Origin of the sequence: Bradyrhizobium sp. AZCC 1678 (assembly GCF_036924765.1) — a bacterium.
GTDB lineage: Bacteria > Pseudomonadota > Alphaproteobacteria > Rhizobiales > Xanthobacteraceae > Bradyrhizobium > Bradyrhizobium algeriense.
Window position 1 is genome coordinate 6285158 of record NZ_JAZHSE010000001.1, and the last position, 25778, is coordinate 6310935.

Here is a 25778-nt window from a genome sequence, read left to right on the forward strand (position 1 = left end):
GGCAGACGGCATATGTGTGTTGAGCCGAAAGCGAAATCGCGCAATAGCGCCTGATTCATAACTCCCGGAATCACCCCAAAGTTCCGGAGACCCGCAGGTGTGTCGGTTGCCGACATTGGTCGTCGATGCCCGCTTTGGGTCATTCGCGATCGGGTCGAGCCAGCAGCAAGTCCGGCCATGTCCGGAAAAGCGGAAGTAAATTCATCGCGCTTCAATCGGAATTTGGCTGCGTGCTAATGAGTCCACACCCTACTGGCTAGCCCGGCATGAAGGCATCGAATGCGGCCCAGAGTTGCTCGCGATGGCGGTCGTCTTCCTGCAGGATTTCGTGCTTCGCACCCGCAATCACGCGATGCGACCCCGCCGGCAGATGCCGGGCAAACGCTGCAATGGCCGGGGTCGATACGATGGTGTCGTCGCCTGCCGCTAGCATCAGGACCGGCTGGTGAACCCGGCCGGCAAACTCGCGCGAACGAAACTCGGCCATCGCGGCAAAGGCCGCATCGAGCCACGCCACGGTCGGCGACGCGATCCCGAGCGTCGGATCGGCCTTCAGGATAGAAGCGTTGCGGGCGTAGCGGCGCGGGTCCGAGGTCAGGGGATTGCCGGGAAAGGCCGTTGACTTGATCAGGTCGATGCTGCCGCCTGGAATAAACCGCTCGCCCATTCCACCCGCGCGGAGCATGCGCATCAGGCCGCGCATCGGCAGCGAAGTGCGCAGACGCGGCAGGTCGATCATCGGCGCGCAGAGCACGAGGCGTTCGAACATTTCAATGCCGGCATGCGCGACGCGCAGCATGACCGCGCCGCCCATCGAATGGGCCAGCGCAAAATAGGGCGGCGGACAATCCGGCAGTACGACCTGCTTGACGAAGGCCGCCACGTCGATCTCGTAATCCGAAAAAATTCCGGACATGGCCCTTGAGCGGATTGCGCAGCCGGCGCGAGGAATGCCCCTGTCCCCGCCAGTCGATGACAGCCACGGCATAACCGCGTTTGCGCAGATCCCGTACCGTCTCGAAATATTTCTCGATGTACTCGCCGCACCCGGTGAAGACGCAGACGGGTCCCCCTGCGCCGCTGGCCGGCGCCGCCCAGCGCGCAAAGCGCAATGTGGCGCCATCCGGCGTCCCAATCGTTCCGGCAAACGCACCCTCCGGAACAGGATTGGCCGGTATCGACAGCAGCGTCATGGCGCTGATGTCCAGGCTGCGGTTTGGCGAAAGACCACCTGACGGCAACGAACAAGACGCCAGGTCGTCGGCCGCGGCATCTAGATGATCCCGTTGTTGCGAAGCGCGGCGATCGCTTCCGCGTCGTAGCCGATATCGGCCAGCACGCGATCGGTGTGCTCGCCGAGCGTCGGCGGGCGCGTCGTGATCTCGCCCGGCGTCTCCGACAATCGCACGGCGGCACGTACCGTCGGCGCGGGCTTCGGCAGGCCCGGATAGTCGACATCCTGCATGAAGCCGGTGGCGCGGATGTGCGGGTGCTCGAGCGCCTGTTGCGGGCTCAGCACCGGTCCGGCCGGAATCATCGCTTTGCCCAGCGTATCGACCGCTTCCTGCGTGGTGCGCTCGGCGCACCAGCGCGCCATCCGCTTGCTGATGACAGGACCGTTGTCGCCGCGCTTGAGGTCGTCGGCGAAGCGCGGGTCGTTCAGCCAGTGATCCTCCTCGCCCATCAATCTGGCCCAGCGGATGAACAGCGGATGGCCGGTGACCTGGCACAGCACCCAGCCGTCTTTGGTGCGGTAGATGTCGGCGGGCGCCGCGGTCTGGCCGAGATTGCCGGTCGGCACACGATTGGCTGATATCACTGCCTGCTCGATCAGCGTGGCGTTGGTGAAGGAGAGCGCGGTCGCCAGCAATGCGCCCTCGACGATCTGCCCGCGCCCGGATTTGCCGCGCTCGATCAGGGCGGCGAGCGTGCCGAACGCGCAATGCAGCGCCGTGCCGAAATCGACCCAGTTCACCGCGGCGCGGTACGGCGGATCGCCCTTGCCCGTCATGTACACTGCGCCCGACATCACCTGCCCGACGCCGTCAAAACCGACGCGGTCGGACCACGGCCCGGGCCCGCCGAACGCGGTTGCCGTGGTCAAGATGATGTCCGGCTTGATCGCCTTCAGCGATTCATAATCGAGCTTCATCGCGCGCAGCGTCTGCGGCGGCAAATTGGCAACGACGACGTCAGCGGTGGCGACCAGCCGGCGCATCACCTCCTGCGCCTCCGGTTTCATCGGATCGAGCGTGATGCATTTCTTGTTGCGATTGACCTGCAGGAACAGCGCGCCCTCGCCGCCTTCGCCGACCGGCGCCACGAAACGATCCTCGCTGCCGTCGCGTTTCTCCACGCGAATGACTTCCGCACCGAATTCGGCCAGCAAGGTCGCGCAATACGGCCCCGCGATATAACGCCCGAAATCGAGGACGCGAACGCCCTCCAGAACTCCCCCCATCAATCTTTCCCTTGTTCTTGCTGCGCGATTGCGCCGAGCCTTCTATCATGTTGATGAATGCATCGGACAACCATACAATCACTGATCCTGTTCGAATGGAACATCCAGAATGACCCTGACTGCACAACGGCCCTATCGCGGTGTTTTCCCCGTTGCTCCGACCATCTTCGACGACCGTGGGGAGCTCGATCTCGCGGGGCAACGCCGCTGTATCGATTTCATGATCGACGCCGGCTCCAATGGCCTGTGCATTCTGGCCAACTTCTCCGAGCAGTTCGTCCTGACCGATGCCGAGCGCGAACAGGTGATGCACGCGGTGCTCGAGCATGTCGCCGGCCGCGTTCCCGTGATCGTGACGACGACGCATTTCGGCTCGCGCATCTGCGCCGAGCGCAGCCGCCAAGCCCAGGACGCGGGCGCGGCGATGGTGATGATCATGCCGCCCTATCACGGCGCCACTTTCCGCGTGCCGGAAAAGGGAATTTTCGACTTCTATCGCACCGTGTCTGACGCCATCGACATCCCCATCATGATCCAGGATGCGCCCGTTGCCGGGACGCCGCTTTCGGTCGACCTGCTGGCCCGCATGGCGCGGGAAATTCCGAACATCCGCTATTTCAAGATCGAGGTGCCGATGGCGGCGGCGAAGCTTCGCGATCTCATCGCGGCCGGCGGCGACAGCATCGAAGGGCCCTGGGACGGCGAGGAAGCCATCACCCTGATGGCCGATCTCGATGCGGGTGCGACCGGCGCCATGACGGGCGGCGGCTATCCTGATGGCATCAGGCAAATCGTCGATCCGTATCTTGCGGGGCGCCGGGAAGAAGCGATGGCGGCCTATGGGCGATGGCTGCCGCTGATCAATTACGAAAACCGCCAATGCGGCTTGCAGGCCGCCAAGATCCTGATGCAGGAAGGCGGCGTGATCGGCTCGGACGCGGTTCGTCATCCCTTGCAACGGGTTCATCCGGCGGCGCGCGCGGGTCTCATTGAAATCGCCCGCCAGCTCGATCCCGTCGTGTTGCGCTGGGGACAGTGATATCGCCTTCATGACGGCCAAACGCAAAAGCTCACGGGAACGGAACCTTCACTTCGATCAAACGTAAAAATCGGGGAGGAGCGACATGACCGAACAACAGATTTTTGCCTTGCTGCTGGGCGAGGCGGCGATGACGGTCTGGGGCGATATGCCGCGCGACATTCAGGAAGCGTTGTTCGAGACCGCGATGCGCGAGCGGGAGGACCTGCGCCATGGCCTCGCCTGTCTGCTGCATGAGCGCCACCCCAGAACGCAGCATCCGGCCAAGCCCGCGTGACCGAGCCTACCTGACGCAAGCCCCTCTACTGCGGAAATGCAACGTCCGCGATCACGGGAAGATGGTCCGAATAGGCGCGGGCCTTGCGATCGGTCCAGGCCGAGCGGATCGCCAGATCGCGCGAGGCATAGATCCGGTCCAGCCGCATCATCGGCAACCGGGAGGGAAACGTCCGCAAGCGCGTTCGCACCGGGCAAATCCGCGCCAGCACGCCCCTCACCGACTTCACCCAGAACCAGTCATTGAAATCGCCGAGCACGAGCGTCCGCGTCGGCCGCACCAGGTCCGCCAGGGCATGGGCCTGGGCGTGCCTTTCATGGATGCTCAGGCCGAGATGCGTGGCAATGACCGTTACCTCGCCATGATCAGACAGGATGCGTGCGGCAATGGCCCTGCGGGGCTCCCGTTCCAGATACGAGACGTCGGAAATTTTCGGCGGCTCGGCGAAGGGCCAGCGGCTCAACAGCACCTGTCCGTAGTCGCCGTCCTCGGTGACGATCGAGCGCGCATCGACGCTGTGGTCACCGACGGCCTTGGCCAGCAGGGCAAAGGGGTCATCGGTTCGTCCGCGCGAATCGACCTCCTGCAGCGCCACGACATCAGGCGACCAGTGACGGATGATGGAGCACACGCCGTCCAGATCGAAACCCGGATTGAGGTGGAAGATGCCGTGAACATTCCACGTCATGATGCGTATCGTAGCCGTCACGTTCGTCGTCCCGCCATCCACGTCACCAAAAACTGCACGCCAAGGCACAGCGCGATCCAGGCGAGGATCGCCAGCGCCAGCAGCACCGCGTTCGTCCACGAGGCGTTCCTGGCCAGATCCGCGATCTGCGCGCCGAGCGCGGCCATGACCGCGATCCCCGGCGCCATGCCGAGCACGGTGCCGAGCAGAAAATCGCGCAGGCTGAGCTTGCTGGCGCCCGCCACCAGGTTCACGATCGAGAACGGGGCGATCGGCACCATCCGGATCATCGCGACCGCGACGACCCCCTTGCCGATAATGCGGCTCTGAACCCGGGCCGCCCGGCGCCCGAGTAGGCGCTGCAGCCGCGCCTGGCCCAGCACGCGGCCGATCGAAAACAGCGTGAGTGCGCTGAGCAGCACGCCGGCGCCGGCGCTGAAGAAACCCATCCACGGCCCCAGCGCCGCCGACGTCGCCGCGATCAACACCAGCACCGGAAACACCACCAGCCCGCCGACGACGAAAGCGGCAATCGCAAACAGCGGCGCGAATTGCGTCCGCGCGGATTGCGAAATGACCGAAGACACGAAGCCGACGTCAGCGAAATCGCGTAACGACGTGTACTGCCAGGCTAGCGCTAGGCCGGCGAGCGCCGCGGCCAACCCCGACACGGCCAAAATGGTTCTTGCCGTCCACATCCGATTGGCGGCGCGATCGAGGTGAAGCGGTTCTCGGGGATCTGCGACGGGCTGCACCATAGTTGCCATGCTGCCGGCTGACGCGGCCGGGTCGATCGGCAGCAACGATTTCGTGCCGCCGCGCTCCGCCAGGCGGTCGAGGAATTCAAACAGATCGGCTTCGTTGCTTTCGATCTCCCGTTCTTCGACGCCGCAGAAATGCCCGATCAGGCCGCGGCGAAGCCGGGCGATATACTCCCGATGCGCACCGCACGTCGCCTCGAAGGCGAGATCGCACTCAGTGTCAGCGCCCATCGAGCGATTGTTGAGGTTGGCCGAACCCACGCGCAGGATGCGGTCGTCGACGATCATCACCTTGCTGTGCACCATGACGACGGCAGCCTGGTCCGCATCCCTTGTCGATGGATGGAGAAAGCGAATCCGGTCCATGACGCCTGCCGCGACGAACTGGGCGATGAATCCGCCGCGGCCGCTCTGCATGGCCTGCGATTCGAACCAGGACGAATGCATCTTCGGCGTGACGATCAGAACGCGAAGCTGTGGCACATCCAGCATCCGCTGCGCCAGGAGGCGCGCGATGTCGGTGGCGCTGGTGAACTGGTTCTCGATATAGATGAAGCGATCGGCCGCATTGATGGACGCCTTGAACAGAAGCGCGACCTCGTTCACGCCGGCTTCACTCGCGGAGGCGATCTCGGTCCGCGCGATGCCCACCGTCATTCCCCGGCATTGCACCGGCACCGAGGCCGGCCAGCGCTCGCCCTTGACGGATACGGTTGTTTCGACCGTGCAGCCGGCGGCGCGCCACCTGTTCTCCGCCAACTCCGTCAGGCTGACCGCGGCTTTCCCATCCACCATGCATTGCACGTCGTGAAAGGGCGGATAGGGCTTGCCGTCGGGATCGGTGCGGAGCGGATGATGGGCTTCGTGCGCGCTGGTGTCCCAGCGCCTTATCGTGAGGTCGAGACCGCCGACGAACGCAAGCGCGCCGTCGATGACAACGATCTTCTGGTGCTGCGACGACCCCAGGGGAAGGCTGGAGTCGAAGCAGAAGCAAAGCCGGTCCGCTGTTTCCGAGGTGAATTTGGCGGCTGAATTCCACTCCCGCTCCGCCGCGTAGAGGGCCGGGAAATTCCAGCTCAGGATGTTGATCCGCAGCTCGGGCTTCGCCTTCAGGAGCGCTTTCAGAAACGCGCCGAGCTCTTCCGGATAACCATCATCGGCCTGCCCGGAAGGCCCGACGAACCGCGTCAGGCTGTGGATGTCCCAGCCGATGATGTAGACTTGGCTCGTCGCGAGCAGCAGCGCTTCCCGCAAAGCGGCGAAATATGCGGCTGCGTCATTGAGGATTGCCAGCCGCCCTGCCTTGCACCTTCTCCAGACGGTGTCGCCCGGGATGAGGATGGATGAGCTTTGCAGCAGGCGGCACCTCGGCAAAACATGGCGTGTGAGCGCGGGACTACGCGCGCAGGCCCGCTGTGAGCAAACGTTTGGCAGGCAAGACCGTTCCTGCACCCGGAACGGTTTTGCGCTCCGCAATTGCTCGGGAAATCCAGTCTAGCGGCGATCCTGGCCGGACGGGCCATCTTCCCCGGCCACCGGCTCGATGTAGGTGCTGTGCAACGAGGTTGCCGACCTGAAGCCGTCGAACATCACGCGGACCGTGCTGCGATAGCGGCCCATGCCGATGACGACCCCTTCCCTGCCGGCGAGATTTGGGCATCGCGCCGCGCCGAGTGCGGTCATCCTGATGCGGGTCCGTGGAGACAGCCCGGGCGGTTCTGCAGGCGATCGCGACGAACCGAGAGCCATTGCGGGACTCATCTATTCACCCGGCGATGAAAAGCGTTCGGCGTCGAAGGCTTGGCGGGAAATCCACCGACGCACCATGCGATTGACCAACGCCGGCGAGTCGGAGGCGATCGCAGCTGCCGCCCACGCGGGCAGCAGAGGCATCCGGCCATCGAACCCCGGCTGCGAGCAATGCCTGTCGTTTCCGTTCATCGTGACCATCGTGCCCGCTCCTTCCCCGCCATGGCGAGCAGGGCCGTGCCGGCAAACCCGCGTCACGCCGAGACCGAGTGTTCGCTGGCGGTCTGCCGGTCCGGCGTGGGCCGCCAATCGCGCCACTTCCGAACCGACGGGGCGCTCGCCGGTTCGATCGCGGCCAGCACCGCGGCGTTGATCTCCGCCATCCGCCCGAGCTTGGCCATGCACCTGGCAACCGCGACGAAACCATCCGGCTGATCCGGTTGCAGCCGCATGAATTCGAGGTGCTGGCGTAATGCTTCCTCGTGCTGACCGAGGCTTTCGCAGACCTGGCCCAGACATTGCCACGCCTTGGCGGCGTCGGGCCGAACCGTCGTGAGAATCCGGAACTGCCGCTTGGCCGCGGCAAAGTCCCCCTTCGCCGCCAGCAATTGGCCGAGCCGGTGCAACGCATCGGCGTGCTTCGGCTGAACCTCCAGGATCCGCCGGTAGCCGATTTCCGCGTCAGTCGACTTTCCCTTCCGGTGCAGCTCGGTCGCCAGTTGCAGGACCTCGGGAATGCTGCGGGGATCGATCCCGCCGCCTAGATTCCTGCCGTTCCTGGTCTCCAGAACGGTGCAGCGGATCTTGCGCTCCACGCAGCCGAACGAATATTTGTACGGCTCGTTTCCGCGCAGGAAGTCGTATTCGGAAAAGCCGTTCGCGATCGCGTGGCGAATGCTGAAGGCGTGCAGGATCACTCCTGACGGCGGCCCGTCGAACGTCTCGTCACGTCCGGTCATGTAGAACAAAAACGCCCGCTTGCGCGGATCCACCAGCGTGGCCAGCGCCGCGACGGGCCGGTCGCGATTCCAGAAGGTCGGCAGGTACAGCATGCCGGATTGAAAGCTGCGCGTCAGCATGGCGCCGTTCGAGGCGACCAGGCTTTCGATCCTGTCACCCTTGCGAGGACGCCATTTCGTCTCCCAGAAGCCCAGCAAGGTCTTGAGGTCCTGCGCGAACGTCTCGGGCGTCGAAACGGTTATTCGATATTCGCCGGGCGTATCGACCTGCTTGAGGAGGCGCCGGATTTTCTGCCTGGTATTGGCGCTCAGCGATTCCAGATAGCTATTCCAGTCCTTGGGTAGCGTGAGATACGGGCAGAGACTGTTATCGATACCGTCGACCTTGTTGACCCTGCCGACCTCCGTATAGTTGAAATTGGCTTTCGGAAAGCAGGCCAGAAGCAACCGCGAGCGCCGCTCCGACATCCGCACATTTTCAAGATTGAGCCGCGCCCAATTCATCTGCCTGATGCAGCGGGCAAAGGCTGGAATGACCTTGTTCTCCGCCTCGGGCCTGCAAATGATGCCAGTGTAGTCGGCTGCGAAATTGCCGGCCATCCTCAGGTCGCTGACGACGTCTGATTTCTCGATCCTGTTCTGCAGCCGCAAGGGAAGGAACGCAACATAAGGCAGATCGGCGGACTCGCCGGCTTTTGCCGCCAGGATGAACCACGGCCGCTGGAGGTGGGACAGCCAGCCGTTGAGCCATTGCCACGACAGGAATATCTGCGCTTCGTCGTCCGCGTCGTAGACGCCGTTCCAGTTGTCCTCGAGCTTGGCCAGGGACGGCAGGGTTTCGATGATGTCGATATGCACGGCGGACACCTTTCCAAAGCTGCGTGTTAACTGCTCATTGATCGTCTAGCGCTCTCGGAATGCGCGCATCATGCTGTCGTGGATCGGCCTGACGATGTACTGGAAGAACGTCCGCTCCGACGTCTTGATGTAGACCTCGGCCGGCATGCCGGGCGTCGGGCTGAAGTTCGGCACATTCCTGCTCTCCTCGCTGTTGAGCTTGACGCGCACGATATAGATGTCGGTCGGTCCCACCTGCTGGGACTTCTTTTCGTCCGCCAGCGTATCGGCCGAGAGATAGATGACGTCGCCGGAAACCATCGGCGTAATGCGCTGATTCAGCGCCGTCAGCCGCACCATCGCTATCTGTCCGTGCTTCACGCTGTCGATGTCCTGCGGCCGCAACCGCGCCTCGATGATCAGCTCGTCCTTCAGCGGCAGCAACTCCATGATGTTCTTGCCGGCCTCGACCACCCCGCCCCGCGTATGATAGCGCAGCTTCACCACCACGCCGCTCACCGGCGCCGTGACGCGGACCCGATCGAGGATGCCCTTGGCGCTCAGCATCCGCTCGCGGACGTCGGCCAGTTCGCCGCGGATCTCGTGCATCTGTTCGACCGCGGTCTTGATCGCGGTCTTGCGCACGCCATTGATCTGCTCGACCGCGCGGGCGATGCGTTCCTTGGCATCGCCGATGTCGCCCATGATGCGGCCGACCTCGCCTTCCAGATTGGCCTTCTGCCGCTGCAGCACCATCAGTTCCGGCTTGCGCACCAGCCCGGCCTGCACCAGCTTGTCCTTGGTCACGATTTCCTCATCGAGCAGAACGATCTGCCGATGGGCGGCGTCGAGCTGCACCCGGGATCCCCGGATTCGCTCCTCCAGCGCGTTGATGCTCTCCTGGATGCTCTTGACGTCGCTGTTGAGGTTGTTGCGGCGCGCCGTGAATGTCATCTGCTGGCTGTCGACGATTTCCCTCGCCTCAGGCGAGCTGGGCAGCCATTGGACGATCTCGGGCGGCAAGGTGATTTCTTTTTCCTCCTTCATCTCGGCCTGCAGCCTCGCATCGATGGCCGTCAGGCGGATGCGCCGCAGGAACAGCCGCTGCAGCTCCGCGCGCGCCGCGGTGTCGTCGAGCTCGAGCAGCATTTGTCCGGCTTCCACCGTGTCGCCTTCGCGAACGTAGATTTCGCGGATCATTCCGCCCTCGAGATGCTGGACGATCTTGTTCTGTCCGGTAACGACGAACACGCCCGAGGCGACCACGGCGCCGGCGATCGGCGCCATGTTGCCCCAGACGCCAAAGCCCATCAGCACCACCGCCATGATCAGCGCACCGGCAACGGTTGGCAGCCTGGTCGATCGCGGCAGCGAATCGTACCAGGTGCCTTCCGATTCCGCGGCGCGGACCGCAATTTTCCTGTTGGCCATCGCGTAACCTCGTTGCTGTCAAACCCGGCCGGCGCCTTCGATCAATTCAACGAAGGCGGATCACCCGGCCCTGTCGGGATATTGTTCGGCTTGCGTCCGGTGATCATCGGAATGATCTCGTCGCGGCCGCCGAAAGCCTGCACCGCGCCCTGATGCAGGATCATGATCTTGTCGACGCTCATCAGCAGCGCCGCGCGCTGGGTGATCGTCACCACCGTGATCTGTTTTTCCTTGGCGCGCACCAGCGCCTTGGCCAGTGCCCGCTCGCCGTTGGCGTCCAGATTCGAATTCGGCTCATCGAGCACGATCAGGCGCGGGTTGCCGTAGAATGCGCGCGCCAGCCCGATCCGCTGCCGCTGGCCGCCGGACAGCGGGCTGCCGTCCATGCCGACGATGGTCTCGTAGCCCTGGGCAAAACTCGAAATCATCTCATGCACGTCGGCGGTCTCGGCGGCGTCGAACACGTCCTCGTCACGTGCGTCGTCGCGCATGCGGCCGATGTTGGCCTTGATGGATGCCGGGAACAGTTGCACGTCCTGCGGCAGGTAGCCGACGCTCTCGCCGAACTGGCGCGGATCCCAGTTGCGCAGGTCCATCATGTCGAGCCTGACGCTGCCGGCGGTCGGGATGATGGATCCGACCAGCATGCGGGCCAGCATGGTTTTCCCGGTGCCGGAATCTCCCACAATGGCGAGCGATTCCCCGGGCTTCAATTGAAAGCTGATTCCGTTCAGGATCACCTTCTTGTTCGGCGGCGGCACGTAGAGAATGCGCTCGACATTGAGATAGCCGGCCGGACGCGGCAGGCGGAGCCGCTCCAGGTTGAGCGGCGAGTTCAGCAACAGCGACTTGATGCGGGCATAGGCCGAACGCGCCTGCACGAAGCTGCGCCAGCCTTCGATGGTGCCCTCCAGCGGCGCCAGCGCGCGGCTCGCCACGATTGAGGCGGCGATGACCATGCCGCTGGTGATCTGAGCGTCCAGCGCCAGCCATGCGCCCCAACCCAGGATGGCGATCTGGGTGCACAGCCGCAGGAACTTCGACATCCCCGTCATCAGGATGTTGAGATCCTGTCCGATCACTTGCGCCTTCAAGGACTCCACGGTTTCGCGGCCCCATACCTGAACGCCTTCCGGAATCATGCCCATCGCATTGATGACCTGGGCATTGCGGGCCATCGATTCCGCCTGCAGGTTTGCCCGGGCGCCGTAATTGTTCGCCTGGTTGAACGGGATCGCGGTGACGCGCTGGTTCAGCAGCGCAACCGCGACCAGCGCGACGCCCGAGCCCAGCACGATGAATCCGAGATGGGGATGGATCAGGAAAACGACCGCGAAATAGACCGGCGCGACCGGCGTATCGAACATCGTCAGCAATACCGGACCGGTAATGAACGCTCGGAGGTGCTGCAGGTCGGCAAGCGTCTGGAATTCGCGGCTGGATCCACTCTGCGCGGATTTGGCGGCGGCGCTTAGCACCGGTCCGCCCAGTTTGGCTTCGGTCTCGACCGCAACCCGCATCAGGATGATGCGGCGCATCATGTCCATCAGCACGTGCGCCCCGATCGCGATGACTACGATAATGGTCAGCATCACCAGCGTATCCGTGCTGCGGCTGGTCAGCACGCGATCGGACATGTTGAACAGGTAGATCGGTATAGCCAGTACCAGCAAATTGACCACAACCGAGAAGATCCCGACGGTCACCATGTTGCGGCGGGCATTCGCCAGGCCGCTGCCGAGCACGTCCCTGAATTCATTGTCGCTGGAGCGCTTGTGCAGCGGCGGTGAGTTACCACCACCGCCACCTCCACCACCGTTACCGCCTGAAGAGCCGCCGCCGTCCTTGTCGCCTCCGGTGCGCTGCGGCGGGGCTGGAACCGCTTGCTCGATAACGACGGTGGATCCCGGCGGCGGGCTCTTGGCTTCCGTCTTGGCTTCCGTCCTGGCTGCTTCTCGCGGAGATGGCTTGACCGACGGCAGCTCGACGATCTTGGCTTCGGCACGGGCATCGTTCTCGTCGGCAAATTTGACGGGCGGATCTTCAGCCGGATCTTCGGCGCGCGAAGGCGGCGCATCAAACCACGGGCGAAGCGGAATTATCTTCGCCGTGTTCGACGTTGCTTCGTCATGCTGAATTAGGCGTCCGCTCGCGGCGCTGCCTGGACGATTATCCCAGCCCCACATTTGAAAACTCTCCTGCAAGTGCAATGAACAAAACAACTGCTCTTGCCGCTAATGCAGCACGCTTGCCATCGGGTCTGACTGCACCGAATTGGCAATCGCTGCCGGCGGCGGGCTCGCCGTGTCCTGAGGGTGGTCATCGACGAAAGCAATGAGTTCGGTCACCAGCGCGTGGGTATCGCCGTTGACGGCGCTGTCCGAAGCTGTCGGCACCAGATCGGCCTGCACCAAAATGGAATCGGTGTAGATGTGGCCCCCGACGTAAGTTGCATCAGGATTGACGTCCACGATCGCAGCGTCGTTGACCAGTTCGTTGCCGCCTGTGGTGACCGACTGCGTCACGGCTCCGTCCGGATCAAGCGCCAGCAGATCGGCCACGGGCTGGTTCTGGAGCTGATACATCACGTCGACGTCGGAGGTGATGTTGGTCTGCCAAGCCGCGTTGATGTCGTAATAGTCTCCAGTGATGTACAGCACTTTCAGCGGGCCGCCATGACCGATGAGGGCACCGGCCAATTCGGGATCGAGCGATGTCATGCCGGCGTCCAGCAGCCTTTGGATCAGCTCGAGGTTTCCGGGCAGCTCGTCGAAAGCATCGCCGCCATAGTTCGCAATCGTGGCGTCGTTCAACAGGTTGTTGTTGTCTGAACTCGCTGATTGAGACGGATCGGCGCCGTCGGCCGCCATCTTGATCTTGTCATTGTCCAACAGGATGTTGTTTTGAAAGATCACGTTCAGGCCGTGATAGCTGCCCTTGATGATGATCAGGTCGTATTCAACGCTGCCGTCGATGATCTGGGCCAGATTACCCTGGGTATTGTAACCACTGACGAGGTTATAATGGCTGCTGCTGCTGACCTGTGTTGCCACATCGTTGTCGGAGAGAAGGTTGACCTGCGCGACTGCATGAACGCTGTAGAAGTCGCCGTCGACCACGTCGACGATCCAGTTCGGGCCGGCAAATTGGGCCGAGAAGCCAGTGTAGATGCTGGGGTTCTGGACAAAATCGGCGATATTGGTCGCGACGTCCTGATCGCTGGTGGATGATGGCTCGCGGTCCCCGCCCGATATGCGGACCCGATCATCGTCCATAATGGTGTTGGTCTGGAAGATGGCATCGGTCTTGAAGTAATCTCCCATCACCACCATGGTGCGGGCGGACTCGCCGATATCGACGATCAGCGCCGCGTTGATGCTGAAGTTATTGCCCAACGAAGCCCACTGGCCGATACCGTGCCCGGTGTCGGGCAGTTCTGGCGCCTCGGCCGGCGGCGTCTCTTCCGACGGCCGCTCCTGCAGCTCGCCGTTGACATAGTAGCCAGGGGTCACCGAGTGTGCATCCGGCGTGCCCCCACGGTCGGCCCAGTCGGCGTCGTGAGTGCTCAGGAAATCCGTAGCGCCGCCATCGGTCTGCGGCATCTGCCAGTTGACGGGAATCGCGGCGTTCGCGTCGGCCGCCAATTCCTCGATAATGGTCATCGCATCGCTGTTGAGGCGTTCGATCAGAGGCGCAACCACGGCCAGGGCATCCGCCGGCAGATTGACGTCGTCATCATGCATGAAGTTGTATTGATGAGCCGTCAGTTGGGTCTCCGGACCACCATCCTGGTATTTTACTGTGACGTGATGTTCGACGCTGCCCCCTCCACCACCGCCGCCCGGCGGTTTCAGCAGCGGCACGTTCGGCGCCGGCGAACGCGGAAAGAAATCTGAATCGTCGTCCTCGGGATTCCGAAGCAGCTTGAGCGGGCGGCCTCGGACGAAATGGATCGGATCGTCCGGCATCAGCTCCGGCATCGGGCCGGCCGCGGTCTCCATGTCTTCAGGCACGACGCGATAATCGTAATTCGGCCGAAGCGTGGTGTAATCGCCGGGGGCATGGGGCGCGAGACTCTCGTCATCCTGGACGCGGTCGCGGGCGATATCGTGGAAGATCTGCAGATATCCTGCGAAGTGCGAAATTATTTCAACGAAGCTCGCTGACGCCATGGGAACCTCCCCGTCGCCGTAGACTGTGAAGCCGCGGTACGGTCCTCAGTCCTTCGGCAACTGCAGCGACCGAAATGAATGAATGGAAAAAAGGACCCGCGCGACTGGCGCCGCGCGGATCGAACGCTAAAACTAGCCTATGTCGTTATCAGTCAGATTGTCACCCGCAGCCTGAATGGTGATGCTGTTGAACTGGATGTTCGCACCCTGCGTGATGTTCTGGTCGAAGGCAGACTGGTTGAGAACTGCATCGGCGCTGGACGAAACGTTTGCACGATCGCCAATATCGCCGGCGTCGATCCTGGACGTCCCGCCCTCGATCTTGGCGTCCATGCTGAAGCTGGCACCCGGCTCACACCACGATCCACCGTTGCCGCCATAGTAGGTGGCAGACGAGCTGTTGCTGTCTTGATCGACCAGGTTGTTGACCTGATCAATATTGAACTGGTTGCCGTCGTTCATCTTCTGGTCGACCACGTCGGGCATGACAATAGACCCGGCCGTAGTGAAGTTGTAGAGATCGATGACCGGGCTGCTCAGCCCGCTTGTGTCCACGTCGACATCCACATCGACATCAACGTCTACCTTGCTCTCGACGGTGTTTTCGATCTTGTTTTCGATGTTGTTGTCGATCTTGTTGTCGACCGTGTTGTCGACCTTGTTGTCGAGATCGTTATCTACCTTGTTGTCGAGCTTGTTGTCGACGGTATTTTCGTTCTTGTTCTCATTCTCATTCTTGTTGTCGTTCTCGTTCTCGTTTTCGTTCTCGCTCTTGGAATCCAGCGACTGAACGGCGAACTGCAACTGGCCCTGACCTTGACCTTGGCCTTGGCCTTGACCTTGCAACTGAGCCTGGAGATTGGCCTGCGCCTGCAACTGGTCTTGCTTCTGGTCCTGGTCCTGGTCCTGTTCCTGATCGTTGGGATCCCAATACTTCTTGGCCTGCTTAGCCATAACGCGCTCCTGAGGTTGGAGCATCGCGGCCGGAACGAGATCGCTGATCTTCTAAGTCTGCGGTCTTCGAAGCGCGGCGGTGCTCTTTGCGTCGGTCCTTCCGACTGCCGGCACCTCGCCTTATTGCGGGTGTCAGCAATGTCAGTTTGCCGACACATCTTCGCAAACAACATGCACGCATTAGATGCAGCGCTGTATCTTGCGATATCAACCATCGACGCCGTTGTGGCTTCGACAGAGTCAGTTTTTGAATGAACAGAAGCGGGACGAGGCAGGATTGCTCGTCATGCGCGGCCTGTTTCAAGCCGCATCAACGGACACGCTTTGCGGCTGTGCGCCGCAGACATGCGCTTCAAGGCGCGGCAGCAGATCCCAGATCTCGCGGTTGATTTTCGTCATCTCGTGGGTCGTCCGCAGCATCTCCTGCAGACGGCCTTCGTCCAGAGCCTTTATCTCTCCGAACCTCAGGCTCGACCTTGTTTCCATCAATCGCATCGACTGTGTGTGGGTGATGGCGCCCGAGGAATCGAAGATGAACATGCAGTGATTCAATTCATTGCGGACCTTGGTGGACTCCGAGAACCGTTCGATGAGCGCCGTCAGATTTTTCGACAGTACCTTGTCGCTAACCCTGATCTTGGCCAGTCGCTGGATCAGATCGAGTCTCGCGCGGGTCGTGTTCAAAGTCGCGAACACCACCGCGGCGGAAGCCTCGTCGGTGCGCAGCAAAATCATCAGCACGTAGATGAAAAGGCTTTCGTTGTTCGACCAGCTGCAGATCAGGTTTCCCATCAGGGCGAGAACGAATGTACGGCGGTCTGCCGAGGCTGGCGCGGCCGCGGCGAGCATGTCGAAGTCCGGTTTTGGAGGCAGTTTGCTGACAAACATGGCAGTGGGTCCGCGATGCAGGCCGACATATTCACTCATTTGATCGTAACGGCTTCGTCGCCGAGGCAGTACATATCGAAAGATATAATAGCAGAGGTTGGGTCTGCACCTCAATACAACCGTTATGTTCAAAAATGTCGCCTTCCCGCTACGATCTTGCTGCAGTTCCCTTTTTTTCAACGACTTCTTGTCACACTCGGGCTCCTTGGCATTCCGTCGGAACAAGCGTAAACTTTTATGCACAATTAAGATGCTAAGTGATCTGTTTCACAGCGGTCCAGAAGGGTCGGAAGCAATCTATCGATAGTCATAGGATGTAATCATCGATAGTCATTGGACGTAATACATATATAGGGGCGCGTTATGTCGGTCCCGTTCAAGAAGACGGTTTTCCTTGTCGACGCGATGGCCTTCAGACGAGCTCGCGCAGAGAGCTTCCTAAACCCGTGGGCCAGGAACGAAAGCGTCGAACTGATTTCGCTCGATCCTGACGAAGCCCACACGAGACTCGTCGAGCGCGCCGTATGCGACATGCTGATTTACAGCGTCGGCGCGCCCTCTCCCCACGAGGTCTTCACCGAGATACAGGTATTGCATACGCTTCGCCGTGACGCGGCGCTCGCGATCGTCTCCGACGACGAAAATCCCGCCACCGTCCTCGCTGCGATGCGTTGCGGGGCTCAGGGTTACTTCAGCAATTCCATGGCGCCCGAACTTGCGTTGCAGGCCCTTTCGTTCGTCCTCCACGGCGGCACTTATTTTCCGCCGACCGCCATCCTGGCCAGCCAGACCTTCAGCACACCGGCGCCCATCGAATACAGGCTGCCTGAACTTTCCCAGGAGCAATCGCTTCCGGGGCCTGAACAACAGACGCAGGCGCCGCCTCTCGGACCGGAGGACGGCCTTTACGAGCCGCAAGTCCCCCTTTTCGACGACAAGGTGCTTAGCGTGCCGCGCCATAGCTTCAACGGCGTACGGCCCGCGCCCGAGTTTACCGAACGGCAGTACGCCGTTCTGGTTTGCCTCTGCCAGGGCGACCCCAACAAGGTCATCGGTCGCAAGCTCGGCATGACCGAAACAACCGTGAAAGTCCATGTCCGCGAAATCATGCGCAAGCTGGGCGTAAGCAACCGGACCCAGGTCGCGATCGCCGCGGCGCATGTCTGCTCGGACAACGCAGTCGAACTGGTTTCCGCGGATCTATCCATGGCGGTCAAGCCGTCGATCTCTCACTAGCGATGAATTTTCGGCACTGCGTCCCAAGTGCCATTGCGCCATCCTTGCGGAAATGAATCAGTACCCAATCGGTTCCACAATGCGCGCGTTGGAGAAGACACAGGGTTCATTGGTACTAATCCTTCCGACATAGCGATTCACGAAAGAACGAGTAACCGAGGAGGCTTTTGCACCCCCTCGTTCCCCGGTCCTCCGCTCCAGCCGGGATTCGCGGCAGGGACACGCTTCTGAAGGAAAAGCCGGGCCCCGGGGCGGCCCTTTCCCGCGGCCGATGGCGCGCTCGATCGGCTCCGCGAGGATGCGCCGCCGGGCGGGCTTTGATTTCCTCCATCTCCCGGCGGTCTTTCCGGCAGCGCCTCGTTGCGCAAGGCGGCAGCACCCCATTGCAATCCCGGTATATATGATTATCGTCATATAACAGTGACCGAGCAGGAGAACCCGTGATGTCCGCAAGCCCCGATCCCGTCGTCATCCTTTCCGCTGCCCGCACGCCGCTTGGCCGGTTTATGGGCGAATTGTCCCCCCTCAGCGCGCACAAGCTCGGCGGGCATGTGATTGGCGCCGCGCTGGAACGGGCGAAACTTGCTCCGGAGCGCATTGACGAGGTGTTCATGGGCAACGTGCTGCCGGCCGGACAGGGCCAGGCCCCGGCGCGACAGGCTGCGCGCGGCGCCGGACTGCCAGATGCCACCGGCGCCACCACCGTCAACAAGGTCTGCGGTTCCGGCATGAAAGCGACCATGCTGGCGCATGACATCATCCATGCGGGCTCAGCCGCAATCGTGCTGTCCGGCGGCATGGAGAGCATGAGCAATGCGCCCTATTTGCTGGCAAAGGCGCGCGGCGGCTATCGCGCCGGCCATGACCGGATCATCGATCACATGATGATGGACGGGTTGGAAGACGCCTACGAGAGCGGCCGCTCGATGGGCGATTTCGGCGAGGCCACCGCGGAGGCCTATCAGTTCACCCGCAAGGACCAGGATACCTATGCGATGGAGACGCTGACCCTCGCCCGCAAGGCGGTCGAGGGTGGCGCGTTCAGGGCCGAGATCGCGCCAGTCACGCTCACCGAAAAGGCCGGCCCGCGCGTCGTCGCCAATGACGAACATCCGCTCAAGGTGGACCCTGGCAAGATTCCCGGATTGAAGCCCGCGTTCCGCGCCAACGGCACCATCACGCCGGCCGCCTCTTCCGCCAATGCCGATGGCGCCGCGGCGCTCATTCTGGCCAGGCGTTCGCTCGCCGATCGTGACGGCCTGCCGGTGCTCGCCGAGATCAAGGGCCACGCCACGCACAGCCAGGAGCCGCAGTGGTTCACCACCGCGCCGATCCCGGCCATCCGCAAGCTGCTCGACAAGGTCGGCTGGGCCGTCTCCGACGTCGACCTGTTCGAGATCAACGAAGCCTTCGCAGTGGTGGCGATGGCGGCGCAGAAGGATCTCGGCATCGCCAGAGAAAAACTCAACGTCAATGGCGGCGCCTGCGCACTCGGCCATCCGATCGGCGCCACCGGCGCGCGATTGATCGTGACGCTGCTGCATGCACTGGAAGCGCGGAACCTGAGACGCGGCGTCGCCGCCTTGTGCATCGGCGGCGGCGAAGCTACCGCCATCGCCGTCGAGCGCGCCGTTCGCTGATCATCGCTCGCTGGCGGCCTCGCCGTGCTAGGCTCTCTTCGGGTGTAGGGTCAAAACCGAGCGCATATCGGCCTGTACGCGCATTGCCTCCTCGATGGCGGCCACCAGCGCCGTCTGGTCGAACGGTTTGGAAATGCGAGGCAGATGAGGCTGCGTGGAGCCTGGAAGCTCGGCATATCCCGTGCAGAGCACGACGGGCGTGCCGGGACGCTCGGCGGCCACAGCCTCGGCCAGCTGAAGCCCGTTCATTCCCGGCATGGCGTAATCGGTCACCACGATGTCGATCTTCGGCATTCGGGGCAGCAGCCGGACTGCCTCCTCGCCAGAGCGCGCTTCGATCACGGCGTGGCCGAGATCATCGAGCATCGCAGCGATGCTGTCGAGAACAAGAAGGTCATCATCGACGACCAACACGGAGATGGGTCGACTGCCGCGGGATGCGGAGCGCGACGGCTCAGCCGCATGGGGCACCGGCACCTTTTCGTCCTGACAGGCGGGCAGCCAGATCTCGGCCGTGGTCCCTTCGCCGATGTGGCTCTTCAGCAGCAGCGCGCCTCCGGACTGTTCGGCTAACCCTTTTACCATCGAGAGGCCGAGACCGGTTCCCTTGCCAATACCTTTGGTCGTAAAGAACGGCTCCTGCGCATGCTTCAGCGTCTTCTCGTCCATGCCGCATCCGGTGTCGCTCACCGCGAGCGCGACGTATCGTCCTTCCGCGAGACCGTCGATGGCATGCTCTTCGCGTGCGGAGATGCTGATCACCCCGCCGCCCGCCCTTATCGAATCCCGCGCATTGACGGCGAGGTTGAGGATCGCGAGCTCCAGCTGGTTGGCATCGACCTTCACATTTGCAAGTTCGATCGGAAAACGGGTCTCGACCCGGATGCCCGGATCAAACTTCAAGAGAGCTGCCATTCCGCGCACCAGCTCCGGGACATCCACGACGACGGGCTTGAGGTCCTGCTTGCGCGCGAATGCAAGCATGCGCTGGGTCAGCGAGGCCCCCCGGAGGGCCCCCTGGATCGCGTTGTCGAGGAGCCGGTGAATCCTGGGATCTTCGGGCTGGAGGCGCTTCTTCGCGAGTTCGAGGCTGCCCAGGATCACGGCGAGTAGGTTGTTGAAGTCGTGGGCCACGCCGCCGGTAAGCTGTCCGACAGTCTCCATCTTCTGCGATATCACGAGCGCGTCGCGCGTGCGCTCCAGCGCTTCCTGGGCTCGGCGGCGTTCCGTCACGTCCCGAACGATCTTGGCGAAGCCTATGGGCTCGCCCCGCTCGTTCCGCACCACGCGTATAGTCGTCTCGGCCCAGAAGCGGCTGCCGTCCTTGCGAACGCGCCAGCCTTCGCCTGTCGACTTGCCTTCCCGTTTTGCCTCCAGAAGCATGGCATCCGGAATTCCGGAATGGCGTTCCTCGTCCGTGTGAAGGATGGCGTAGTGCGTCCCGACGATCTCGTCGCCGTAGCCGATCAGCCGGCGCGCGCCGAGATTCCAGTTCGCCACCCGTCCCTCGGGGTCGAGCATGAAGATGGCGTGATCGGCCACACCCTCCACCAGCAGCCGGAATCTCTCCTCGCTTCGCCTGAGCGCCTCGGCTTCGCGACCAGCTCGTTCTGCCGAGAACCGGTCGTACACGGCCGCAGCAAGCCCCATGACAAGGACGACAATCGTGGTGCCGGCGATCAGGAACGCGAGGGGCGCTTGTCCCACCGAGCCGGGTGCTGCGCGGCCAAGGACGGCATCCGCCGGAACGAAGGAGGAGCCCTGCATGGCTGCGTAGTGCATCCCGGAAATCGCCACGCCCATGACGGCTCCGCGCCGATATGCGCTCGAGCACGCTCGTCATGTGAAAAGCGAGGCGCAGCGCTATGATGGACGCTCCGATCGCAATGGCGATGGAAAGCACGACCCAGACGGGATCGTAGTGGATGGAGGCCGCCATCCGCATGGCGCTCATGCCGGTGTAGTGCATGCCGGAGATTGCGAGCCCCATTGCAATGCCGGAAACGACGAGCGCGTTCGACCGCCGACTTACGACGACAAACGCGCCTGCCGCGACCAGGATGGGAATGGCAAGCGAGAGGAGCGTGAGGAGCGGATCATAGGAAATATCCACGCCGGGCAGGCTAAAGGCCAGCATGGCCACGAAATGCATGGACCAGATGCCGCCGCCCATCGCGACTGCCGCAGCCCCGAGCCAGCCCAGGCTGGCGGAACCTGAAGCGGCCCGCATGCGAGTCGCGAGATCCAGTGCCGTATAGGAAGAAAGCGCGGCGATCAGGACCGACAGCGCGACGAGAACGGGGTCATGGGAGCCTGGATGGTGATGCATTCCGTTCGACGACGCGTTGAAAACATCTGAATAGCACCGTTTTTCCAACAGCGCATTGTTCCGGTGCCGAATAGTTGAAGGCCAAGTTCGACGAAAAGCCCGGCCGGGCCGGGAGGGATCGAACCTCCGAATGGCGAAATCAAAATCCGCTAGGTTATTCAACGGCTTCAATGGGTATCAAGAAAGATGCCCAAAATGCCCCTTAGCGAGCGCGTGGCTCGCTGATCGGGCGATTGGAGGGAATGCGGCCAGCGCGAACGGTAGCGCTTGCCGCTCTCTTGCCGGCCGGCCGCCTCTCACGCCGGGAGGAGAGCAGGTCTTAAATTCCTGGTGGCAGCGCGCCTGACCTTTTCGAAGGCCAGCGTTTCAATTTGCCGCACGCGCTCGCCGGAAATGGACAGCTCGCGTCCGAGATCCTCCAGGCTCGGCGGATCCTCGCTGAGCCGCCGCGCCTCGAACACACGCCGCTCCCGCGCGGTCAGCACATCAAGGGCCGAACGGAGCGCCTTCGCCTTTTGCGCGCTTTCGTCCTGCTCGGCGACGATCGCCTCGGCGTTCGGCGAATGATCGACCAGCATCGCCTCCCATTCGGTCGGTCCGTCATCGCTGACCGGCGCATTCAGGGAGACGTCCCCCGTCAGACGGCTGCTCATCTCGATCACTTCGCGAAGCGGGACCACGAGCTCACGCGCGACGGCCTCGGCCACCTCCTGCGTCAGCCCTGCCCTGTCGCCGCCGAACTTGTTCATGGCGCGCCTGAAGCCGAAGAACAGCTTCCGCTGCGCCGCCGTCGTCCCGATCTTGACCAGCGACCGCGACCGCAGGATGTAATCGTGAATCGCGGCCTTGATCCACCACAGCGCGTAGGTGGAAAACCGGGCGCCGCGGCCGGGCTCAAAGTGCGAAGCCGCGATCACGAGGCCGAGATTGGCTTCGCCGATCAGATCGGCAAGCGGAAGGTCGTATCGCTGGTAGCGGCGCGCGACCTTTGCCGCCAACCGGAGATGGCTGGTGACGAGCGCATCGGTCGCGCTGCGGTCGCGATGCTCCTGCCAGCGCCGTGCGAGCTGCTGCTCGCGCGTCGGTTCAAGCAGAACGTATCGCTTGATGAGGGAGGCGTACTCATCGACGAGCGCGCGCGATCTGCCTTCGGTCAATATCTCGCGTCTGTCCGACATTAGTGTTGTGCAGTGAGCGTTCATGGGTGGCTCCAATCCATAGGGGTCCGGCAGGCAGACCCTAGGAGAAGGCACCACGATACAGCCATTAAATTGGAATTGAGGAACGTAAATTCGCTGTTAGGATTTTGCGCAACTATCGTCTTGATTTAAAAACCGCACGATTTCGTTCCGAACAAATTTGTGAAAGATCGAACGGTGAGCCGCCGCGCACGCGCGTATGATCTCGCTTCCCACACAAACGCTTCTCGAGACGGCTCAAGATTAGTTGAGCTTCGTGAAAGGCAATTTAGTGGGGCGACGGCGCCCCCGCCCCACATCTCCATCATGCATCCGCTGTCCCGGATGCAGCTTCAAGCGAGCAGTTCGCATTCGGAAGTACACAGGCCCGTTACGGTGCCGTGATCGCGCTTCCGCGTCCGGCGAACTCCCGCATCGACGATATGGAGAAAGACAATGAAATCGATCAAGACAATCGCTGTCGCAGGATTGCTGTCGCTGATGGCAGCGGCGCCCGCCTTCGCTCAGGAAGCCATTCAGGAGCCGGGCGCCTTTGCATTCTATTATCCGAATCTGGACGTCCTGAACGGCGGCGCCCCGACGCCGGCCTACAGGATGGAAGGGATGCCGCCTTCGGTGATGCAATCCTATAACGAAAGGGAAAGCGGCATGGCCGGCCCCACCGTCTGGCATCATGGCGGAGTCCTCCGCGCCTCTCACGCCAAGCATGACAGCCACCGGCATGGATGACGTCGCCTTCGCCGCCTTCGCAGCTCACCGATTCTATGCCCGGCCGACGGGCTCATCGGGGCAAATGATCTCCACCCGGCCTCCCGGGCCGGAGTGGATGATCAGGCGAAATCCGTGCAGTTTTACGATGGCCGAAACCAGGTTCAGTCCGAGGCCTATGCCCGGCGTGCTGCGGATCTTGTCCGAGCGATAGAACCGGCGCAGCACGGCCTCATGTTCCTTATCGCTGATCCCCGGACCCGTATCCGTCACACGCAGGATGGTTTCTCCCTCGCCGCGCAGCAGCTCCAGCTTGACGCTGCCGCTCCGGGGCGTGAACTTGATGGCATTGTCGACGAGGTTGGCAACTGCCTCCAGCAGCAGATCTCGATCGCCGCGCACGTGAAGCGTGCCTGACGTACTCGCGCTCAGCGCGATGTGCTTGTCTTCGGCGATCGGCTCGTACATGTCGCAGACCTCGCGCAGCATTTCGCCGAGAGCAACATCGCCGAATGCGGCTGACCGGCGGCTGTTCTCGATTTCGGCCAGGCGCAGCAGCGCCGTAACGATCGACAGCGACTGGTCGATGCCGGCGATGGCCTTGTCGGCGGCCTGCTGGAGCTGCTCCAGACTGGTGGCGTTGGTGCGGCCCCGCTCGAGCGTCAGGCGCGCGCGCGTCAGCGGCGTTCGCAGATCGTGGGCGATGTCGTTGCCGACACCGGCCAGCGCATTGATGGTGGTCTCCAGTTCATCGAGCATACCGTTGACGATGGCGGCGAGCCGCGAGAACGGTTCATCGATATTCCGGTGCGGCAGCCGCTCGTGCAGATCTCCGGCGATGATGCGCCGAACCCGCATGTTGACCTCCTCGACGCGCTTTTGCGCGCGAACGCTCAGCCACGCGCCCGCCAGCAGCCAGAAGCAGAACGCGGGCAACAGGCCAAGCGCGAGCGCTGCTCCGACAACCCTGGAGATTTCACGGGTCTCGTCGACGTTGCGTCCAATCACCAGGACATTGCCATCATCAAGGCTCCGCGCGACGGCCCTGACCAATGGAGCGTCGGCCTCCTTGTCATCGGCCCGCGCCATCCGCACACTCTTCACCGGCGCGCCGGGCCCGAGATCGTCCGGCAGGCGTACGACATTGCCGGCAAGGCGATTTCCCTTTGCATCGAAGATGCCGGCGAACTGGACGCCGCGGGAATCCTGATCGAGATGATCGTCGAGCGCGCTGATCAGGCGACCGGGCGGCAGCGCGGCAAAGAAATTGACCTGCGTCGTGATCATGCGATCGGAACGCGCGATCAGGTAACCATCGATCTTGAAGTAGATGAAGCCGAACAGGATCGTGACAAAAGCCGCGAACAAGGCTGCCAGTGCGGCGGCCCAGTGAAACGTGTTCGAGCGTATGAACTGCATCTGATGCTTCGAATCCTGCCGCCCGATTACCTCGCCGGCTCCGACGACGCGGGCGCGCGGCACGATCGTCAAAAACAACCCGGGAATTAACCTAGGACACCGCGCGCAGAATGAACCCCGCGCCGCGGACATTGTGAATCATCGGGGTGTCGCCCGGACCGTCGACCTTGTGCCGCACGCGGCCCATATGCACGTCGACCAGGTTGGTTGCCGGGACAAACTTGTAGTTCCAGACTTCCTCGAGCAGCATGGCCCGCGTGAGCAGCTGGTCGCTCCGCCGCATCATGTATTCGAGCAGGCGAAACTCGCGCGGCAAGAGATCGATCTCGCGTTCGCCGCGTTTCGCCGTGCGCTCGATCAGGTCGAGCTCGAGCTGTCCCACCCGCAGGGTGGTTTCCCGCGTTTCCGGCGGGCGGCGCAGCAGCGCTTCTATTCGCGCGACGAGTTCGACGACCGCGAACGGCTTGGTGAGGTAGTCGTCGCCACCCATCCGCAATCCGCGCACGCGGTCATCGACCGCCCCAAGCGCGCTCAACACCAGGACCGGCGTGCGCACCTGATCCTTCCGCAGGGACTCGATGACGGTAAGGCCGTCCATTCCCGGCAACAGGCGGTCGACGATCATGGCATCCGGCCGCAAGTCGCGCGCCTTGGCGAGACCATCCAGTCCGTCGGACGACCATTCCACATCGAAGCCGCGATCGGCCAGCTCGGCGGCGATTTCTCCAGCCGTCTCGTCGTCATCTTCTATGAGCAGAACTTTCGTCATGAGATCATTCCGACTGCCATCAAGATCCCCTCCCGCCGCACGGCACGGCTCGGTCGCAATGATACGCCGGCCGGCCGATAAAGCCATGGTGACGACGCAAGTCTCACGGGTTCAGGAGAGCCGGACAGCGTCGCCATCCCTTTGGGATCCGGCGTGCGCCATCCGCCCGGCGGCCATTTCCGCTGCCTCGGTACGAGCACAGCGAGCCCGCTCGAAACAGGTAACGCTCGTCGGCGCGCGGTGCCAATAAATAGCAATTTAA

20 protein-coding genes and 2 pseudogenes are annotated in these 25778 nt (G+C 62.6%); 5 read left to right on the forward strand and 17 right to left on the reverse strand.

The features are described from left to right. Nucleotides 1-256: 256 nt before the first annotated feature. Both V1294_RS30250 and V1294_RS30255 read right to left on the reverse strand, forming a co-directional pair. Nucleotides 257-1193 (reverse strand): annotated as a pseudogene (locus V1294_RS30250) (alpha/beta fold hydrolase). An 80-nt stretch (nt 1194-1273) separates the two neighbouring features. Continuing rightward, nucleotides 1274-2461 (reverse strand): CaiB/BaiF CoA transferase family protein, encoded by a 1188-nt coding sequence (locus V1294_RS30255; protein WP_334502319.1) that lies wholly within the window; start codon nt 2459-2461, stop codon nt 1274-1276. Between the two features lie 109 nt (nt 2462-2570). Here V1294_RS30255 and V1294_RS30260 point away from each other — a divergent pair, with 109 nt between their 5' ends. Both V1294_RS30260 and V1294_RS30265 read left to right on the forward strand, forming a co-directional pair. Continuing rightward, entirely contained in the window at nt 2571-3500 is a 930-nt protein-coding gene (locus V1294_RS30260; protein ID WP_334478559.1) for a dihydrodipicolinate synthase family protein, read from the forward strand. Nucleotides 3501-3585: 85 nt separating this feature from the next. Beyond that, a complete protein-coding gene (locus tag V1294_RS30265) occupies nt 3586-3777 on the forward strand; it encodes a hypothetical protein (RefSeq protein ID WP_334478558.1) in 192 nt (63 codons plus the stop codon). A gap of 25 nt (nt 3778-3802) precedes the next feature. On the opposite strand, the gene V1294_RS30270 is transcribed toward V1294_RS30265, so the two are convergent. The 10 genes from V1294_RS30270 to V1294_RS30315 all read right to left on the reverse strand — a co-directional run bounded on the left by V1294_RS30270 (nt 3803) and on the right by V1294_RS30315 (nt 16177). Then, on the reverse strand, nt 3803-4486 hold the full coding sequence (locus tag V1294_RS30270; protein WP_334502321.1) for an endonuclease/exonuclease/phosphatase family protein: 684 nt from the start codon (nt 4484-4486) through the stop codon (nt 3803-3805). Then, a complete protein-coding gene (locus V1294_RS30275; protein WP_334502323.1) occupies nt 4483-6480 on the reverse strand; it encodes a VTT domain-containing protein in 1998 nt (665 codons plus the stop codon). The genes V1294_RS30270 and V1294_RS30275 overlap by 4 nt, the downstream gene beginning before the upstream one ends. Nucleotides 6481-6720: 240 nt before the next feature. Then, entirely contained in the window at nt 6721-6909 is a 189-nt protein-coding gene (locus V1294_RS30280; protein ID WP_334502325.1) for a hypothetical protein, read from the reverse strand. Nucleotides 6910-6987: 78 nt separating this feature from the next. Next, nucleotides 6988-7176 carry a hypothetical protein gene (locus V1294_RS30285; RefSeq protein WP_334502327.1) on the reverse strand — a complete coding sequence of 63 codons (189 nt, stop codon included), beginning with the start codon at nt 7174-7176 and terminating at the stop codon, nt 6988-6990. A gap of 53 nt (nt 7177-7229) precedes the next feature. After that, a complete protein-coding gene (locus tag V1294_RS30290) occupies nt 7230-8792 on the reverse strand; it encodes a GNAT family N-acetyltransferase (protein WP_334502329.1) in 1563 nt (520 codons plus the stop codon). Between the two features lie 45 nt (nt 8793-8837). Continuing rightward, nucleotides 8838-10202 (reverse strand): HlyD family type I secretion periplasmic adaptor subunit, encoded by a 1365-nt coding sequence (locus tag V1294_RS30295; protein WP_334478549.1) that lies wholly within the window; start codon nt 10200-10202, stop codon nt 8838-8840. A gap of 41 nt (nt 10203-10243) precedes the next feature. After that, complete coding sequence (locus V1294_RS30300) at nt 10244-12388, reverse strand: type I secretion system permease/ATPase (protein ID WP_334502332.1); 2145 nt, start codon at nt 12386-12388, stop codon at nt 10244-10246. Nucleotides 12389-12436: 48 nt separating this feature from the next. Beyond that, on the reverse strand, nt 12437-14203 hold the full coding sequence (locus V1294_RS30305) for a hypothetical protein (RefSeq protein ID WP_334502334.1): 1767 nt from the start codon (nt 14201-14203) through the stop codon (nt 12437-12439). Between the two features lie 303 nt (nt 14204-14506). Further along, nucleotides 14507-15328 carry a hypothetical protein gene (locus V1294_RS30310; RefSeq protein WP_334502337.1) on the reverse strand — a complete coding sequence of 274 codons (822 nt, stop codon included), beginning with the start codon at nt 15326-15328 and terminating at the stop codon, nt 14507-14509. A gap of 300 nt (nt 15329-15628) precedes the next feature. Next, the gene (locus tag V1294_RS30315) at nt 15629-16177 is read right to left on the reverse strand and encodes a hypothetical protein (protein WP_442895392.1); all 549 of its coding nucleotides are present in this window, start codon (nt 16175-16177) and stop codon (nt 15629-15631) included. Between the two features lie 402 nt (nt 16178-16579). Here V1294_RS30315 and V1294_RS30320 point away from each other — a divergent pair, with 402 nt between their 5' ends. After that, complete coding sequence (locus tag V1294_RS30320; RefSeq protein ID WP_334502340.1) at nt 16580-17452, forward strand: response regulator transcription factor; 873 nt, start codon at nt 16580-16582, stop codon at nt 17450-17452. 443 nt (nt 17453-17895) lie between these two features. Then, nucleotides 17896-19092, forward strand: coding sequence for an acetyl-CoA C-acyltransferase (locus tag V1294_RS30325; RefSeq protein ID WP_334502341.1), 1197 nt, complete (start codon nt 17896-17898; stop codon nt 19090-19092). Nucleotides 19093-19119: 27 nt separating this feature from the next. Here V1294_RS30325 and V1294_RS30330 read toward each other — a convergent pair whose 3' ends face one another. From V1294_RS30330 to V1294_RS30340, 3 genes and pseudogenes are all read right to left on the reverse strand, one after another. Further along, a complete protein-coding gene (locus V1294_RS30330) occupies nt 19120-20895 on the reverse strand; it encodes a PAS domain-containing sensor histidine kinase (RefSeq protein ID WP_334502343.1) in 1776 nt (591 codons plus the stop codon). A gap of 76 nt (nt 20896-20971) precedes the next feature. Further along, nucleotides 20972-21421, reverse strand: a pseudogene (locus V1294_RS30335) (MHYT domain-containing protein); the annotation flags it as partial. A 296-nt stretch (nt 21422-21717) separates the two neighbouring features. Beyond that, a complete protein-coding gene (locus V1294_RS30340) occupies nt 21718-22599 on the reverse strand; it encodes an RNA polymerase factor sigma-32 (RefSeq protein WP_244608183.1) in 882 nt (293 codons plus the stop codon). Nucleotides 22600-23055: 456 nt separating this feature from the next. Between V1294_RS30340 and V1294_RS30345 the strand changes: the two genes are divergently transcribed. Beyond that, on the forward strand, nt 23056-23349 hold the full coding sequence (locus V1294_RS30345) for a hypothetical protein (RefSeq protein WP_334502345.1): 294 nt from the start codon (nt 23056-23058) through the stop codon (nt 23347-23349). Between the two features lie 33 nt (nt 23350-23382). On the opposite strand, the gene V1294_RS30350 is transcribed toward V1294_RS30345, so the two are convergent. Beyond that, nucleotides 23383-24747, reverse strand: coding sequence for a sensor histidine kinase (locus tag V1294_RS30350; RefSeq protein ID WP_334502347.1), 1365 nt, complete (start codon nt 24745-24747; stop codon nt 23383-23385). A gap of 91 nt (nt 24748-24838) precedes the next feature. Further along, complete coding sequence (locus V1294_RS30355) at nt 24839-25516, reverse strand: response regulator transcription factor (protein ID WP_334502349.1); 678 nt, start codon at nt 25514-25516, stop codon at nt 24839-24841. Nucleotides 25517-25778: the final 262 nt, after the last annotated feature.